Here is a 17619-nt window from a genome sequence, read left to right as displayed (position 1 = left end):
TCTGATCTTTAAAATGATACACTTGTGTCTGAATAAGCTATTTTATCCAAGTTTAGTACAGTAATTGTCATATTGTTAATATCTTACCATCCAAATTTTTACCTAACTTAATAATTCAATTGACGCACTACGTAAATGTAAAACGTTAAATGTAAAAATAATTGAATCTAAGACAGTCTAACGAAAGACAGAATAAGTCAAACTATTAATTTTAGAAAATCCAAAGATGTTTGATCTATTTGATGCTATTTTATTTGATACTATTTAAAGATGTTTGATCCATTTATTGAGACACTAAAACAAATAAATCAATATCTCAATTCGGTTTTATTCTAGGATTTTTTGTGAATTTCTTCAATACACCATAAAACACACTCGGCGACACCTCGGAATGATCCATGACCACGCATCTTGGAAGGTTTTCTGCTGGATATATCTACCATTCCGTTTCTCAGCGATCGTAACACGTTATCTACATTAATTTCAAGTTTATCGTTAGAATAATGTTCTGGATTTAAAAGGCTCCTTCCAGAATATCAATTTTCTTTATGCTGTTCCCACCATCTCTATTGCTTCTTGCACGTTAACTGATACAACGCAAGAGACGCCGGGTTCCTGCATAGTGATTCCCATTAAGTAGTCCGCCATTTCAATTGTTGCTTTGTTATAGCTAATTACTAGAAATTGAACTTCTTTCGACATTTCTCTAACAAGCTGACAAAAACGACCGACGTTAGCATCATCCAACGATACATCTACCTCATCTAATATACAGAAAGGCGCTGGATTTAAGCAAAACAAGGAAAAAATCAACGCAATCCCTGTTAGTGTCTTTTCTCCACCAGATAGCATACGTATTGTCACACCACGTTTGCCAGGCAGTTGTGCACGTACAATTATATCCGTCGTTAATAAATCAGCCTTTGTCATCTCCAACGTTGCTTTCCCGCCCCCAAAAATCTGTGGAAATAGTGCTTGTAAATGGTAATTAACTTTATCATAAGTTTCTTGAAATTTTGTTCGCGTTTCGCGATCAATTTTTTGAATTGCATTTTTCAACATCGTTAGTGCTTCCGTTAAATCAGTATGCTGCCTATCCAAATAACTCTTGCGTTCGTTTACCCTTTCGTATTCTTCAATTGCCACGAGATTAATTGGACCCATACGTTGTATACGTTGGATCAGTCGATTTGATTTCTCTTTCCAAACGTCAATTGCTGCGTTTGCTGGTAATGCAGCAATTACTTGCTCATAATCAAAATTATTTTCATTTAATTGCTCTTGGATGGTTATTTGTTGCACATTAAATAATTGGCGTTGCATACGGAATTCTTCTAATTGCGTTTGCACTTCATGCAATGAATTTTGAATAAGTAAACGTTTTTGTTCCAGTTCACATAAAATATGATTAGATTCTTCGAGTTTCTTTTCAACTCCTCGTAATTCTACTTCAATGGCCAGCTGTTTTTCCAATGTATGCTGGAGCTTCTGATTTAAAGCATTCAATAGTCGATCCCCCTCACATAAGTATTGCGACAATATCTCCCGGCGTTCAATGAGTTGTTTCGCTCGTTGTTGATTATGGATCACATTTCGTTTCAATAGATTTAATTGATTTTTACTACCCATTAAACGAATTTCTAATTTATCAGCTTCCTTACGTTTCTGATGAGCGTTTTCACGTCGCTCTATTAGTTGCCGATGATAATAATCATGTTGACGTAGGATATCTTCTCGTCTCTTTTCCAACGAGCCTATAGAACTACTCAATGATTGAGCTTTACTTTTAACAATTGCAAGTGCACATTCATCACGTTCAATGCGCTCTTTCCATGCCATAATGGATTCTCTTAAGCAATTTTGTCGTTGCTGCATTCCAACTAATCGCGTGCGTTTCTCACTTAAGGTTATTTGAACTCGAGTGATTTCAGCACTTATCTCTTGAGAGAACCGATAGGTGATATCACGATCAGTTTCTTGTTTTTCTACTTGAAGTTCACCTGCTTTTAATAACATTTCGAATTTATCGCAATTTTCTCGTTGTTCAATAATTTTATTTTTAAAATGTTGAACTTGTTGTTTTCTAAGTAAAAAACTATTTTGTACATCACATATCTTAGAAACTCGAACCCAATGAGCACCTAACCAAATCCCATCTTTGGTAATAATGGATTCATTTTCTTGAAGTGAAGTCTGTAACTGTTTTGCTTCTTCTATAGTTTCTACGATATAAATACCAGCTAACCAATGTTGAAGCGACCAGTCACTACTAACCTGACTAATTAAAGTAGGTGCTTTATTAAACGAATTGGTTTTTGAAGGCACACTTTTTTCTACTAACGTGATCTGTCCTTTTGATAAATCTGCTAAGGAGTGAAGAAAAGAAGTAACGTCATTCACACAAATAGCATCAAAATAATTACTTAATACCGTTTCCACAGCCACTTCCCAGTCAGTGTTTATTTTGAGTTTTTCCATAGTCGTAATTTTTTCTTTAATCTGTGACTGTGAATTCATTTACTTATCTGATTATCATCATTTTTTAGCGCCGCTTTTTGTAAGGTTTCCATGGAAGTAGCGCGTGCTTCCATTGTTTGCAAGTCGCGACGCAGAGCTTCTAATTCCGCGCGAGTTATCTGATTAGTTCTTCGTTGTTTAGTAATATCGTTAGTAAATGACTGTAATTTTGATTGCACTTCACTAAGTGTTCGATTTAATGACTCGGAACATACTGTCAATGACTTAATTTCAGTTCGCAACTGCTCTGACTGAAGCTGATTTAAATTTTTTTGTAATTGTTCTCTATGATTTTTTAAATCAACTAACTGATGTTCATAATGCTCGTGTTTGGTTCGGATAACTTCCGCTTGATTCATTAATGTGAAAGCTTCTGCTTGGAAAGCTTCCCATATTTCTTGCCAGCGAGCTACATTTACTTCACTTTGAACTAATGCATTTTCTGCTTCATCAGTTGCTGATTGAATATCAGATTTTCTTGATTTTAATCGTTGTATTTCTATTTCTAATTCAGTAAGTTGAGTGTCACAATCGAAAGTATTATTTTTTGATTCTTCCCATAAATTTTTATTTTCTTCTAATTCAATTTTCCATTGTTGCGTTTGTTCTTGTATGTCTTTTATGCGTTGCTCTAAACAGATAATATCAGCACCTAAACCATAATAACGCTTTTGGACGGCATTATGTTCTTTATTTACTTCAATCAATTGCTCGCGCGATTTTGCTATTTCAGCTTCGATATGAAATTGATCACTTTTTTTCTTCCAAGTAAATATTTTGTTGATTAATCACCCGATCATATTCAACTAATTTTTGCTCTAATTTTCTCCATCGTAAAGCTTTAATTTGAGCACTCAATAAGCATTCTTACTCTTTATAAATTTTGTAACTCTTAGCTGCATTGGCTTGTCGTTTTAAATGTTGTAATTGTTTCGCAAGTTCTTCGCAAATGTCGTTAATGCGATCCAAATTTACCTGTGTGTGATACATCCGATTTTCTGTTTCACGACGTTGCTTTTTATATTTTGCAATACCTGCAGTTTCTTCAATATAACTGCGTAATACTTCAGATTTTACTTCGATAAGATTGGAAATCGTACCTTGTTCAACAATCACATAACTGCGAGGACTAAGACCAGTGCTAAAAAAAAATATCTACAACGTCCTGACGATGAACACGTATCTTGTTAATAAAATAATAAGATTGTCCATCACGTCCCATTTCTCGACGAATAGTAATTTCAGTATATTTACCGTATTTGCCACCGACACGACCACTACTATTATCAAGATAGAGTTCTATGGAAGCCTTTTTGAGTGGTTTGCGCGACCTTGTTCCATTAAAAATAATATCACTCATTAAGCGTCCGCGTAGTTGTTTGGCAGATATTTCTCCAATGACCCAACGTACGGCATCCACAACGTTTGATTTGCCACAACCATTAGGCCCAACTATGAGATTGAGCGACCCATGAATAGGGATTAATGTAGGGTCGACAAATGACTTAAATCCTGCGAGTTTAATAACTTTTAAGTACATAAATGGCTCTCTTTTATCCTGTACAATTATTAGGTTATCAAAATCTCTTCTATATTCCTTTGCTGTGATAAACTACTATTTTCTTTGTTTTCTACCATCTATAAATGCTTAATTTTTCGTCAATTCCGTAATTGTTTTCTGAAACCTATACTAAGAAAGAATTAAAATTGATTTGAAAGGATAACATAGCACAATGAATCTGGTAGAGTGTTTTAGTATTTGATTGTCGAGTTAATTATTATTGAAGATGTCTTTTTTAAAAAAGCACCTATAAGACACTTCGGAAGCGCAATATTGATAATGCCATTATTCAACGACATAATTCTTCCAGATATTTCATTATGACTAAGCGATTACGATTTTTAAATAAAAAATAAAAGATTTACGCTTTCAGATATCTTTTCCCTTAAGTTTTACGTCAACCAATTGCACTAATGATTGGTAATTGATGGTTTATTTTCTAAGATCCTCAGCAGATTTGCTTATCATTTCCTACCAATTTTTTTAATGCCGGTGCCAACGTAAACATCACCAATGACATGGCGATGGTAATGATACCAATTTTCATGAATAAGTGGTTGTAGATCGATAATGAAAGATAAGGATCGATCGAAATATGTTGAGGAATGCTCGCAATACTTGCAACTCTGCCAGCAATGATGCTGGCAATTGAAGCGCATAGGAACCACAAACCCATGGTAAATCCCATAAATCGTTGCGGAACAAAACGAGCAACTAAAGACAAGCCAAGAGCGCTCACTAAAAGCTCACCCATGCTTTGCAGCCAATAAAATAAAACCAGCCATATTCCTGAAATAATACCATGATGATTAAACAAAATACCGATAGGCAATACCAGAAAAGCTAAACCCGATAGAAAAGTCCCTAACGAAAATTTTGCCGGTAACGACAAATCACAGTTACGACTATACATTCTTTGATAAATCAATGCCATCACAGGACTCATTGTCATTACCCAAAAAGGATTAAGCATTTGAAATTGTGCAGGTTGAATAGGAATACCTAGTATTGAGTGGTAAACATTTCGTAATGCAAATAAGGATAAGGAAGTTGGCATCTGAAAATACGATACGAAAAAGACAACACCTTGGGCGAATAAAATAATGAATAATAACATACCCTGCCGCTCCTCCGGAGCAGCTTTAGCGGTTAAAGTGCAATACACGAGGAGCAATATGACAGTTCCTATCGGAAGTAACCAAGACACCATTTGGTAATATTGTAATAAGAAATAAGTAGCACCAATAAGTGCGATAGTACCCATTAACACATAAGCAAAATAATCTAAACGCAAGGATCTCTGATCCGGTTTTGAGCCATAATTGATTACAGTTTTCCGCATCACGAAGTAGTTCAAAATAGCGATGACTAACCCAGCAAAACACACTGAGAAAGCAATGTGCCAACCAAAAAATCGGTTAAGAATAGGTGTCAAGTTCATCGAAATCACTGATCCGATATTAATTGCCATGTAATATAAAGTAAAACCACTATCCAAATTATATGGTGTTTCTCCGTAGACTTTAGAAAGCAAACTTGAAGGGTTAGCTTTGAATAAGCCAACACCAACAGCAATCCAAGCTAGAGGTAACGTCAGATAAGTTTTCGATACCACTGGTATAGATAACAACAAATAACCGATGGATAAAATAACCGCGCCAAGTAAGATGGTCCGTTTTGTGCCGAGCACTTTATCGCCCACATAACCGCCAAGACAGGGAAATAAAAAAACAAGCGCACTAAAGGCAGCGAAGAGAAAATCAGCGTGACTATCCTGGAAACCAAGTCGCTGAACCATATATAAAACTAACAGAGCTTGCACACCGTAATAACCAAAACGCTCCCAGATTTCAATGAAAAAAACTAGATAAAAAGGTTTAGGTTGATGAGTAAACGTTCTTACAGACATAAAATCCTAATCAAAATAATTTTCAAGAACCACTATATACGAATTTATTTAAAAACCCAACTGTGTGAGCAACTGGTATCCATTAGCACTGGTCCTATTATGTGATTTGTTTCTGGATTGCCTATTTTATTATCGAGAAGTAGGTAAAAAACCGAGAATATAATTTTAACGATGTGAAGATATAAGAAGTAGCTTTATGTGGAGTTCGATAATTACTACATGGGATGCCATTAACATTGATGTCTACCGTATTCAGTGTAAATTGGTAAACTTTGTCGTCAAAAGTTATAATGTAAAAGGAAAAATGGCAAAAAGATAATCCACTAAAGGACCGCGCGGCAATAACAATCAGCATTTTCATTAAGTAGTGGATTTTTATTAAAAGTACAGTGAGCACATCTTCTGCTGAAGTTTCTTCCTCACATTTCCTTAATATTTTAATATAGACACTCTCTATTTGCAGGGAAACTGCTTAATAAATAGTCATCACTTAATGATATATCTCCTAATTCCCTTTAGTTAGGGTTGGAAAATTTGGTAAATGAAGGAGATAGGCAAAACATAAACATGTTTTATGGCATCTATCGAGAGATTTAGCTAAAAAGTGAATATCACAGAGATTGCGACATAGATAGCACATGTATATTTAGTACCTACTTTAAAAGATTGTTATGCTGATTTAGGAACGTACGGTACATGCCGAATAAAAATTTATTCCTTAAAAGGTTAACGATTAATTGTAAATCTAAAAGAATAGTTACCGATAGATTCACATTATCGAGATTAGGCTAGATAAGTATAACTTTAAATCTGAACTTACAAAAATATAACATTAAGATAAGACAAAGCAGGATTATTGAGTAATAGTTGCCACAACATGAAAAGAAAAAAAATCGTCTTGGTTTCGTGAAAGATACACGGATCAAAGAAAAATCAATTGCATTTTCACAGAATGACGTTGAACTCTTGTGAATCACGTTTATATATTCACGCTATGTATCTGATATCTTGCAGAGTTGCCAATACTCCAACTATATGTTTCTTCCATCAAATCCATATCAAAATCGGTTGTCCCTATCATGAACTAATGTGAATGGCAAAACTATAACACCCACTATAGCACCTAATTTAATCAAGCAATATAAATATCAATGGTATAGCAATAAAAATTTAGAATTACTTAACAAAAAATATTACAAGTTACGTACCATTACTTAGAACATGTCGCTAATTCAATGCAAAGATATACTTTGTTAAGTACTACTTACTAGATCATGCTGACTCCATCGGTATAAAGCTAATATCTCAAGTAAGCCGAAAAATTTTTTCTGATTAATGGGCAAGAAACATGGTTAGAGAACCGAATGTAAATGTAAAGACAATTTGGTTATTTTATTGTTTTACGTATGAGGAAAATCTTCTTAGGATAAGTAAGCTCTATTTGATAAAACCATTCATCAATAATGACGACTAACATCTAAACGACACAAAACCTACTCTTACTAAGAATAAAGCAGGAGGACAGTAATTACGCTCAAAAACTGTTAAGAAATATACTATTTGACTGAAAGTTTAGTTTCTATCTATAGCACTATGAAAATACAATCCATGAGGTACCACACTAGATTTATCAATCATATTATTAACTATATCATTAACAAATGGTTAAGAATATTTACCCCTACGAGTAATCATAATACTGGATCTACTCCAAATTATTGATGGTTTACGCATTAACTCAACAGTATAGATATACAGCATCAACATTATTATCCAAAAGATAGATTGTCAGATATCAGAGATCATAAAGTAATTTAAACTCAAGCCAAATAATCCCAAGAGAAGTGATAAAGTACTTAAAAAAAAGTCGATAAAGCAGTATCTATTCCAACCGTATGCAACATATGATGACAATGATCACGACTCGCAGTTAGGACAGGTTTTCGTTGTCGCAGCCGTAGTACAATTACATTGATTAGATCGAAAATAGAAAATGCCATAATCCATAACACTATCATTGGATTAACTAAAGTAGCATTTCGCTGAGATAACTCAATAGAAAACCATGCTAATAAAAAAGCGATAAATGTGCTTCCCGAATCACCCATAAAAATAGCTGCATGTTTCCACCAAGGCAATCGCATATTAAATCCTAAAAAAACTATAAGAAGCACAATCAAAGTAAACAGCAACTGAAAATCTGATACAGCGTTTAATTTGTCGCTTAAAAATAATAGCATTAGCAATTGTCCTAACCCAACACTTCCTACAAGACCATCCTGACCATCGATCATATTCACTGCATTAATGTTGGCGAGGATAATCAATACGGTCACTGGAATTGCCCATAAACCGATTTTCAAATCACCTAAAAAAAAACAAATTACCTGAATAAGCAAGAATTATATTTCCCCAAATAATCATGAATAACACTGCGAACAATTGCCCACATAAGCGAAATTTTGAACTTAAATCACTAATCATCCACTACACCTATTAAAATCAAAACACTACCGCCCGCAAGCATACCTCGACAGGGCACCAAAGAAGTTGAAAGCATTAATAGCACAAAATAAAAAGAAAAAATAGCGCCATACCGCCAATTAAAGGAACCTCTTTTTTATGGTATTTTCGACTATTCGGTCGGTCAACAAATCCAATGTGTATCGCTAACGGTCGTAATAGACAAATACAAAATAAGGAAGTTAAAGATGCGACGATACCGCCCTTGAGTAGTTCCATAAAACTACCCTACTAAATGTGCATGGCGAATACTAACAAGTAGTGATAGGGTTATTCAAGAATTTTCCTCAAATCTTTATATTCTATCTTACTCTATATGCTATTTTAATTTCCCACTCGGGAGTATAACATGGCCAACTTAAGACCTAATTTAAGGTGATGTTTACAATATAAGCGAAACGACTAGCTTTACCAATACCGATAACAAACGCAATATATTTTCAATATATTTCTCCGTGAACTCTCCTCCTTCATAGATAATCTAACGCAGTAGTCAAAACGGCATTGGTATCCTATGACTGTAAATAGCTACTAAAACAGTTACTACGGCTGCGACGTGTTCGATGATTTCTAACGATAGTATTTTTATTGAACTAAAAATGTCACTTAAATTTTAAGAACACTGCTATTTAAATTTAAAATAAAAAAACAATATATATTCTCCTTGTTAAAACTGTTAAAAACTCCTTACTTTTTTTGCTGACCTCTCACGTTAGCAGATACAATTGCTGCTAGAGAATGGTTAATCATTTGCAATATTTGTAAAGGATTGTGGGATTGCGTAACAGATCTTCCGATAACTAAATAATCGCTGCCTGCCTTAAGCGCTACTTCTGGTGTCATCGTTCGCTTTTGATCGTGTTTTTTGTTGTTCTTTAGACGAATACCAGGCGTTACCAATAAAAAATCCTCACCGCACTGATGACGTAAAAAAGATGCTTCGTGAGCTGAGCAAACCACTCCATCTAATCCTGCCGTTTTAGCTAAAATTGCCATCCGAGAAACCATTGTAGAAACATTATCCCGAATGCCTAATGCTTTTAAATCATTATTATCTAGGCTCGTCAAGATAGTAACGCCTAGTATTAATGGTTTTTTGTTTGAATCCATTGATTTTAAAACATTTACCACGTTTTCCATCATTAAGCGTCCACCTGATACGTGAATGTTAATCATCCAAACTCCCAATTCTGCAGCAGCCAAACAAGCATCAGTTACTATCTGAGGAATATCATGAAATTTCAAATCCAAAAAAATACGATAACCCTTGTGTATTAATTTCTCGACAAAGGATGGTCCATAACGCGTAAATAAAATACTGCCAATTTTGAGGTGACATAGGTTAGGGTTTAACAGATGAATTTGTGCCCAAGCCTGACTAATTGTATCTGCGTCAATACTAACGATAATTTTAGGCTCTGATTTCTGCGTCATCTTAATTACCTTCTAAACCTTGAATTGGACGTACCGTATTCCAATGATGGCAACTTGGACATAACCAATATAACATTTTTCCGGAAAACCCACATTGTGAACAGCGATATACGGGTTTATTAACCAATAATTTTTTCATAAAATTTTGTAGAATTAATAATTTTGCTCGTGTATCACCCGTTGAATTTAACAGATACAACCCCACCAAATGCGTCAAGCCACGAAGCGATGGCTGTCGCTGTATTTGCTGTGCAATAAATTCAATTGCTACCTTTTTTCCATGTTGATGTTGTAAATAATCCGAAATGGTTAACACTAGCGAAATTCTTGGATATCGTATTAAACAATCTTTCAAATAAACAACTAATTTATCTTCCTCATTAATACGACGATAACATTCAGTCATTAGTAAAACTACTTCAGAAATATAATCGGGATTTTGCTCGACAACACGTTTATAACAACGAATAGCTTCTTTGTAATATCCTCTTTCTGTTTCCAAACGAGCTCGAATCAAACTGGCACGCACGCAATGATGATCAATCACCTGTGCTTGTTTTAAACAGTGCAATGCTTGTGGAGTACGTCCTGCATCAATCATTTGCTCGGCTAATTCGCAATGATACTGTGCAATAATGTCATGGACAGGTTCTCCTTGAGACAATAATTTTTGAGCTGTTTCAATAGCTTTATACCAATCTTTTTCTTGTTGATAAATATGTAACAAAAATCGTAGACTTCCTTGATTTTCCTCACTCATCTCAACCAACTCAAGAAATAATCGTTCAGCGCGATCTAATACCCCTGCCCGTAAATAATCCTGCCCTAACTCTAATAATGCATGAAACCGATGATTTTTCCCTAACTGAGGACGAGCAATTAAATTCTGGTGTACACGGATAGCTCGATCCACTTCTCCCCGCCGCCGAAACAAACTTCCCAATGCTAAATGAGTTTCAACAGTATCAGTATCCACTTCTAACAATTTAATAAAAACATCCACAGTCTTATCCGGCTGCTCATGAATTAAATAATTTAAGCCTTTGAAATAATCCTGTCGTAACGTAGGTGACAATTTATCCGTATTGCCAAGCAATGCACGCCGCCCTGCACACCACCCTCCGACGGCCGCAATAGGCAATAACAGAAACAGCGTTTGTATAATCACTAGGTATATATCCTCAACGGACATTGTCTGTAAATTCTGAAGTTCCTGTACAATGTATCTCACTTGTAACTTCAACTATTGAGAAGCGTGCTTATTTTTATAAGCAAAACAGTGTATCAGTATCAATCACACCAATGTCATCCAATAAATGATGTCAATCAAATCAATCAATACAAAAGATACAGAAAATATATCGCATGGTAGACATCTTAATTTATTCTCGACGACTGAAAATTTCTCATATCCCATACCATCGAAAAAATAATTCCGAATACCTTTATATGGCGAAGGTCAAAGGATAAGAACAGAGCACTCGCCATTTAGATCTCAAATTAAAAACCGGGATAAAGCACATGCTGAATGAAATATTAAATAGAATATTTAAAGCGCTACAATTTATCCTATTCTTCTTGCCTATTTTGTTTCTTACTTTGCATTTGCTCTTTCAGCAAATCTCCAAGAGTAGTCTTGGTAGATACATCTTCTACAGTGCGCCTATCTTCATTAGAACGATCTTCTACTGCCTTGTGAGATACATAAATGAGGCGATTCTTACGATCCACATCAATGATTTTAACAGCTACTTCATCGCCAACGTTAAGCTCTTGTGTGAGGTCTTTTACATAATTATAAGTATAATCCATCAATCGCATTACACCCAATACCTGATCAGCCAATTCTAGAGTGGCCTGCTTACTATTCACTTCTTTAATCTTCACTTGAATAACAGCATCTTTATTGTAGATATCTAGAAATTCCATCATAGGATCGCTTTCTAATTGCTTGATACCTAAAGAAATGCGCTCGCGTTCCGGATCGATTCCCAGGATAACTGCCTCAATTTCATCGCCTTTTTTATATTGACGAATCACCTCTTCCTCGTTTTGTCTCCAAGAAATATCAGAAAGATGAACTAGACCATCAATACCACCTTCTAATCCAATAAACATCCCAAAATCAGTGATAGAACGAATTTTTCCTTTAATTTTCTCGTCTTTTTGATGTTTTTCGGAAAATTCTTGCCAAGGATTGCGCTTGCACTGCTTAATCCCCAAAGAAATGCGACGACGTTCTTCATCAATATCAAGCACCATGACTTCAACTTCTTCATTGGGCTGCACAACTTTGCTAGGGTGAATATTTTTGTTAGTCCAATCCAACTCGGACATGTGTACCAAGCCTTCCACACCGTCCTCTAGCTGAACGAAGCAACCATATTCCGGGATATTAGTGACTTTACCATATACTCGCGAACCTACAGGATAGCGACGTCCGATATTTAACCACGGGTCATCTGCTAATTGCTTCATACCAAGAGAAACACGATTTTTATCGCGATCAAATCTAAGAATTTTAACGCGAACCTCCTCCCCTATATTTAGTAGTTCATTCGGATGTTTAATACGTTTCCATGCCATATCAGTGATATGTAGAAGACCATCGACACCACCCAAATCAACAAATGCTCCATAATCGGTAATATTTTTAACCACACCTGTCACTTTTTTACCTTCTTGCAGTTCTTCCAAGCGTGCTTGTCGTTCTGCACTAGTTTCTGCCTCCATTACTGCACGACGAGACACAACTACATTATTTCTACGCTGATCCATTTTAATAATCTTAAATTCAATTTCTTTACCTTCTAAATAACCATGGTCACGAACAGGTTTTATATCAATCAATGAACCTGGTAAAAAGGCACGAATTGAATTAATTTCTACAGAAAAACCACCTTTCACACGCTCAATAATTTCACCTTTAACCATTTCTCCAGTCCGATAGGATTTTTCAAGTTTAGTCCAGGCTCTCACATGACGGGCTTTTTCTCGTGATAAGCGAGTTTCACCAAATCCATTATCCGGTGTTTCAATAACAACATCTACTTCATCACCTACTTGTATGTCTTCATGGCGAAATTCTGAAGCTAAGACAATACCTTCAGATTTAAGTCCAGCATTCACAATGACTCGATCTTGTCGAATCTCAACGATTGTAGCCTTAATTAAGGCACCAGGACGTAGATCAGTTTCAGTCAAACTTTTTTCAAACAGTTCAGCAAAATTTTCACTCATGTATGTTAACTTAATGATTAATAGTCAATTAATAGTCAATCAATTAATAGTCAATTTTCTTACCCATAGGTTTAAAGTAAGGCCCCTTTATCCAAGAGTTGCTGCTTGACACATCTCATGACTAACGCAAAGACTTCATCGAGGCTCAGGTTAGTAACATCAATCACCACTGCATGATTTGCAGGTTTTGTTGGAGCAATGGATCGACTAATATCACGACGATCACGCTCTTCTAAATCCTCCTGGATGTCGCGCAGCCTAACATTAATCCCTTGATCTTGCAACTGCTTACAGCGTCGATAGGCCCTCACGGCAAGGTCTGCGTTAAAAAAAAATTTGAGAGATGCGTCTGGAAAAACGACTGTTCCCATATCACGCCCATCCGCCACCAGTCCGGGCTGACGTCGAAAATTACGCTGATACTGAAGCATGGCACTTCGCACCAGGGGAAGTGTTGAAGCCCTAGAAGCCATAATACCGCATTCTTTAGAACGAATGGCCTGAGTAATATCATGTCCATCACAACTGACTTTTAATCGAACTTTCGGCTGTTTATTTGGTTGATAACTTGCAATCATTACCTGCACTCGTTTTAAAAGAAAAGCCACAGCCTCTACGTTGGATAAAGAAACATTATAGTAAAGCAAAGCCCATGCAATCACCCGATAAATAATTCCACTATCCAACACATACCACCCTAATGCCTGAGCTACCATCCATGCGATTGTCCCTTTACCCGATCCAGAAAGTCCATCGACAGTAATAACAGGTGCCTGTTTCTCGCTGCTTTCCGCAAAGACCTCTTGTTTACCTGAGATGAAATTACTCCCTACGCTTAAATTTGTTAAATGTGTTGCTATTTCATGATAATATTTCTCTTTAGTAAATCCCCGCATCATCTAACGGAAAGCTGATCTTGACATATTCTGCACATTTTACAACCAATCACATAATTAATCAAAATAACTGTAAGCAATAATCAGTGATCTTTAATTATGTTCATTACTAATCGCATCCTGTAGCTGATCTAATCATCAGGAATTTTCCAAGAATTTTCACAGAAACGTCTACAATTTTGTACACTTTATGAATTTCACTTACTTCTTAAAGACAGGAAAGTAAGTTTTGCTAAAACATGAGAAACGATTTCACTTTTAACATCTTCTTTTTTTAGATTTTAAAAGAATGTTAATTTTTCAATAATATATTTTTTACTATATAGATATACTGATTATTGCGAACTGTGTTTATTTGCATTTAATAAACCTAACTATTACCTATAAAAGTATGAAATGAGCATTAATAAAAAACATTAATGAAAAATAGTAAACCTAAAGATTTCTTTTTCTGTCAGTAAATTATTGCTAAAAAATCGTACACCTTATTATGGGCATTATTATGGGCATTGTTTATTATGGGCATTGTTTTAAAATGTGCTTTAATTTAAATTACTAAATTTTTAACTTCACCAGTAATCGATAAGGTGTTGTTTTCAATGTATAATCCATTAATAAACAAAAAGAAATTGCGGCACAGAGCATTTGCCATATATCAAAGCATACTCTTGTTCTTTTTTGTTTTTTCTTTCTGAGCCTATTACAACCTGCGCTTATAACAGCCTCTTACTGAAACTCACTATTTTTTATTTTAGACATTCTTCATGCTTTGTAACGCATTTAGAAATACTGAATAAATATCTCATATTTGTATCTAGTAATCTTACTATAAGTATCTATTTTCAGAAAGTCTGTGCCCAATTTCTTTTTGAATAAATTCTCATGTTTAAGGCTAATCTCTTTGTAATCATCTAAAGAGGGCAAGCACTACTTTCTTTTTTACTCTTCTCCTGAACAACTCAGGCAAACCTGAATTAACAATTCCTAGGCCTATCGAAGTATCATTGAGATGGATTTAATCTCATCAGATACTGATTCCATACGCTACCTTTTGTGTAAGGTTTTAATCACATTTTGACAAAAAATACAGATTAAACTTGAGTGTTTAAAAGCTATGGCAGCTATTCTGTAACTATTGCCTTAATATTCATTCCAATATCATTTGCTAATTCAGTAAAATTAGGAAAAGAAGTTCCCACATTATCGCAATGTCGAATTTTTGTAGGATTTTTCGCTATTGCACCTGCAATTGCAAATGCCATTGCTATACGATGATCTTGATAGCTATCAATTTCACCACCCATTAAAGTTCCTCCTGTGAGAATCATACCATCTGGTAAGGGTTTTACCTGAATACCTATTCTTTGGAGTCCATCTGTCATGGCTGCAATACGATCTGTCTCTTTCATACGCAGCTCTTTAGCACCACGTAATACCGTTTGACCCTTGGCTGCAGCGGCTGCAATTAATAAAACAGGTAATTCGTCAATGGCAAGTGGAATTTGTTCTTGTGGAATTTCAATACCTCTTAACTTAGCGTAACGTACAGTGATATCTCCGATAGGTTCACCATTCTTTTCATTACGATTTATAATCTCAATATCCGCACCCATCATTTTTAATAAATTAATTACACCCAATCGGGTGAAATTAATTCCTACTTCCCGTAATAAAATGACTGAACCAGCTGTAATCGTTGCCGCAACAATAAAAAAAGCAGCCGAAGAGATGTCACCAGGGATAGAAACTACATTCGCTTTTAACGTACCACCTCCAGATATACAAACTGAATTATTTTCTATTCGAATAGGATAACGAAAATGCTTTAATAATCGCTCGGTATGGTCACGAGAAGAAGCTAACTCTTTAATACAGGTTTCTCCCTTCGCATATAAACCCGCTAATAATAAGGATGATTTAATCTGAGCGCTTGCGATAGAAAGCTGATAACGAATCCCCACTAAATTTTGATGTCCATAAACTCTCAAAGGCGGAAAATTTTCAGTAGAATCAATTTTTGCTCCCATCTGAATTAAGGGATCAAGAATCCGTCCCATAGGACGATGCTGTAATGACTGATCGCCGGTCAACATCGTATTAAAAGATTGCCCTGCTAATAAACCTGTCAATAATCGAATAGTTGTTCCTGAATTACCGCAATATAAGACATCAGGTGGTGCCCTTAAACCATTTATACCAACTCCATCAATCAACAAAATATTTTTATCACTAATAATTTCAATCAGAACGCCCATCTGTTGAAAAGCATTAATAGTGGCTAAATTGTCTACTCCCATTAAAAAACCATTTACTTGTGTTCGACCTTGCGCAATAGCGGCTAACATTACTGCCCGATGTGAAATAGATTTATCTCCAGGAATATGAATTTCCCCATTTAAGTTTTTTGACGGAGTAATTTGATAATCCATCTTATTTTTAACCGTATTGTTTTTCAAACTTTCGCATAAAAGCTGTTAATGCATCAATACCTTTTTCAGGCATGGCGTTATAAATACTTGCTCTCATTCCACCTAATAATCGATGTCCCTTTAGATTAACTAATCCATGCTTCGCTGCTTCTTTTAAGAAAAGTTCATTAAGATTTTCATCAACTAAAGTGAAAATGATATTCATTCGTGAGCGATATCGAGGATCAATCGTATTATGATAAAAGTCACTTTTATCGATCGCAGCATATAATTTGTCCGCCTTTCGTTTATTTTGTTTCTCTATTACTTCTATACCCCCTTGCTCTTTTAGCCATTTAAAAACAAGTCCCGACATGTACCAGGCAAATGTCGGTGGTGTGTTTAAAAGAGAGTAATTTTTTGCATGTAATGAATAACGCAAATAACTAGGCGTCAATGGTAACGGTTTTCGTCCTAATAAATCCTCACGAACAATAACAAGAGTTAACCCCGCTAGACCCAGATTTTTTTGTGCGCAGGCAAAAACTAAACCATAGCGCGATACATCGGAAGATCGTGAGAGCAAATTAGACGACATGTCACAAATCAAAGGTAAACTTGTGTCAGGAATACAATGAAATTCTATACCATTGACCGTTTCATTATCTACATAATAAAAATAGTCAGCGTTATCAGGGAGATCCCACTCAGCTTGATCAGGAATTCCTGTATAACAAAGATTTTTAGCATCCGCGGCTAAATATACATCACAATAAATTTTTGCTTCTTCAATAGCAAGTTCTGACCAGACTCCTGAAGCAATGTAAACCGCTTTTTTATGAGTTTCTAATAAATTCATGGGCACCATTGAAAATTGTAGCCGAGCACCCCCTTGTAAAAATAGAACTTGATAATTTTCAGGAATCGCTAATAAATTTCGAATATCATGTTGACTTTCTTCAACAACTTGCTTAAATTCTTCGCTTCGATGCGATACTTCCATAATCGATATGCCGGTGCTATGCCAACTCAATAGTTCATTACGTGCCACAAAAAGCACTTCTTCCGGCAACATGGCTGGTCCAGCTGAAAAGTTATAGATACGAGATACAGATTCCTTGATAGATCCCT

At 35.4% G+C, this 17619-nt stretch carries 13 protein-coding genes; all 13 read right to left on the bottom strand.

From position 1 onward, the window contains the following. Positions 1 to 546: 546 nt before the first annotated feature. Positions 547 to 2517 (bottom strand): SMC hinge domain-related protein, encoded by a 1971-nt coding sequence (locus CEAn_RS03650; protein WP_244670106.1) that lies wholly within the window; start codon positions 2515 to 2517, stop codon positions 547 to 549. Beyond that, positions 2514 to 3224 carry a coiled-coil domain-containing protein gene (locus CEAn_RS03645; protein WP_244670105.1) on the bottom strand — a complete coding sequence of 237 codons (711 nt, stop codon included), beginning with the start codon at positions 3222 to 3224 and terminating at the stop codon, positions 2514 to 2516. The genes CEAn_RS03650 and CEAn_RS03645 overlap by 4 nt, the downstream gene beginning before the upstream one ends. 160 nt (positions 3225 to 3384) lie before the next feature. Continuing rightward, a complete protein-coding gene (locus CEAn_RS03640) occupies positions 3385 to 3633 on the bottom strand; it encodes a hypothetical protein (RefSeq protein WP_244670104.1) in 249 nt (82 codons plus the stop codon). Positions 3634 to 3658: 25 nt separating this feature from the next. Further along, complete coding sequence (locus CEAn_RS03635; protein ID WP_244670103.1) at positions 3659 to 4057, bottom strand: AAA family ATPase; 399 nt, start codon at positions 4055 to 4057, stop codon at positions 3659 to 3661. A gap of 469 nt (positions 4058 to 4526) precedes the next feature. Further along, positions 4527 to 5987, bottom strand: coding sequence for an oligopeptide:H+ symporter (locus CEAn_RS01665; RefSeq protein ID WP_211924083.1), 1461 nt, complete (start codon positions 5985 to 5987; stop codon positions 4527 to 4529). Between the two features lie 1856 nt (positions 5988 to 7843). Further along, entirely contained in the window at positions 7844 to 8386 is a 543-nt protein-coding gene (locus CEAn_RS03630; RefSeq protein ID WP_244670102.1) for an MraY family glycosyltransferase, read from the bottom strand. A gap of 160 nt (positions 8387 to 8546) precedes the next feature. Then, on the bottom strand, positions 8547 to 8729 hold the full coding sequence (locus CEAn_RS03625) for a hypothetical protein (protein ID WP_244670101.1): 183 nt from the start codon (positions 8727 to 8729) through the stop codon (positions 8547 to 8549). Positions 8730 to 9197: 468 nt separating this feature from the next. Beyond that, the gene (gene pyrF / locus CEAn_RS01655) at positions 9198 to 9944 is read right to left on the bottom strand and encodes an orotidine-5'-phosphate decarboxylase (RefSeq protein WP_211924082.1); all 747 of its coding nucleotides are present in this window, start codon (positions 9942 to 9944) and stop codon (positions 9198 to 9200) included. A gap of 1 nt (position 9945) precedes the next feature. Beyond that, positions 9946 to 11136 (bottom strand): lipopolysaccharide assembly protein LapB, encoded by a 1191-nt coding sequence (gene lapB / locus CEAn_RS01650; RefSeq protein WP_211924147.1) that lies wholly within the window; start codon positions 11134 to 11136, stop codon positions 9946 to 9948. 377 nt (positions 11137 to 11513) lie between these two features. Further along, positions 11514 to 13184: a 30S ribosomal protein S1 gene (gene rpsA / locus CEAn_RS01645; RefSeq protein ID WP_211924081.1), complete on the bottom strand. Its 1671-nt coding sequence runs from the start codon at positions 13182 to 13184 to the stop codon at positions 11514 to 11516. Positions 13185 to 13255: 71 nt separating this feature from the next. Continuing rightward, positions 13256 to 14083, bottom strand: a complete 828-nt coding sequence (gene cmk, locus CEAn_RS01640) for a (d)CMP kinase (RefSeq protein WP_244670100.1) — start codon at positions 14081 to 14083, stop codon at positions 13256 to 13258. Between the two features lie 1118 nt (positions 14084 to 15201). Then, complete coding sequence (aroA, locus tag CEAn_RS01635; protein ID WP_211924145.1) at positions 15202 to 16509, bottom strand: 3-phosphoshikimate 1-carboxyvinyltransferase; 1308 nt, start codon at positions 16507 to 16509, stop codon at positions 15202 to 15204. Positions 16510 to 16516: 7 nt separating this feature from the next. Beyond that, positions 16517 to 17563, bottom strand: a complete 1047-nt coding sequence (serC, locus tag CEAn_RS01630) for a 3-phosphoserine/phosphohydroxythreonine transaminase (RefSeq protein ID WP_211924080.1) — start codon at positions 17561 to 17563, stop codon at positions 16517 to 16519. Positions 17564 to 17619: the final 56 nt, after the last annotated feature.

The organism is Coxiella endosymbiont of Amblyomma nuttalli, from assembly GCF_018107685.1.
Taxonomy (GTDB): Bacteria; Pseudomonadota; Gammaproteobacteria; order Coxiellales; family Coxiellaceae; genus Coxiella.
This window is presented reverse-complemented; position numbering and strand designations above follow the sequence as displayed.

Excerpts from the sequence above, each read along its gene's own strand:
- CEAn_RS03650 (WP_244670106.1), bottom strand. The coding sequence starts at position 2,517 with ATGAATTCACAGTCACAGATTAAAGAAAAAATTACGACTATGGAAAAA.
- CEAn_RS03635 (WP_244670103.1), bottom strand. The coding sequence starts at position 4,057 with ATGTACTTAAAAGTTATTAAACTCGCAGGATTTAAGTCATTTGTCGAC.
- CEAn_RS01665 (WP_211924083.1), bottom strand. The coding sequence starts at position 5,987 with ATGTCTGTAAGAACGTTTACTCATCAACCTAAACCTTTTTATCTAGTT.
- CEAn_RS03625 (WP_244670101.1), bottom strand. The coding sequence starts at position 8,729 with ATGGAACTACTCAAGGGCGGTATCGTCGCATCTTTAACTTCCTTATTT.
- pyrF (WP_211924082.1), bottom strand. The coding sequence starts at position 9,944 with ATGACGCAGAAATCAGAGCCTAAAATTATCGTTAGTATTGACGCAGAT.
- lapB (WP_211924147.1), bottom strand. The coding sequence starts at position 11,136 with ATGTCCGTTGAGGATATATACCTAGTGATTATACAAACGCTGTTTCTG.
- rpsA (WP_211924081.1), bottom strand. The coding sequence starts at position 13,184 with ATGAGTGAAAATTTTGCTGAACTGTTTGAAAAAAGTTTGACTGAAACT.
- cmk (WP_244670100.1), bottom strand. The coding sequence starts at position 14,083 with ATGATGCGGGGATTTACTAAAGAGAAATATTATCATGAAATAGCAACA.
- aroA (WP_211924145.1), bottom strand. The coding sequence starts at position 16,509 with ATGGATTATCAAATTACTCCGTCAAAAAACTTAAATGGGGAAATTCAT.
- serC (WP_211924080.1), bottom strand. The coding sequence starts at position 17,563 with ATGTTGCCGGAAGAAGTGCTTTTTGTGGCACGTAATGAACTATTGAGT.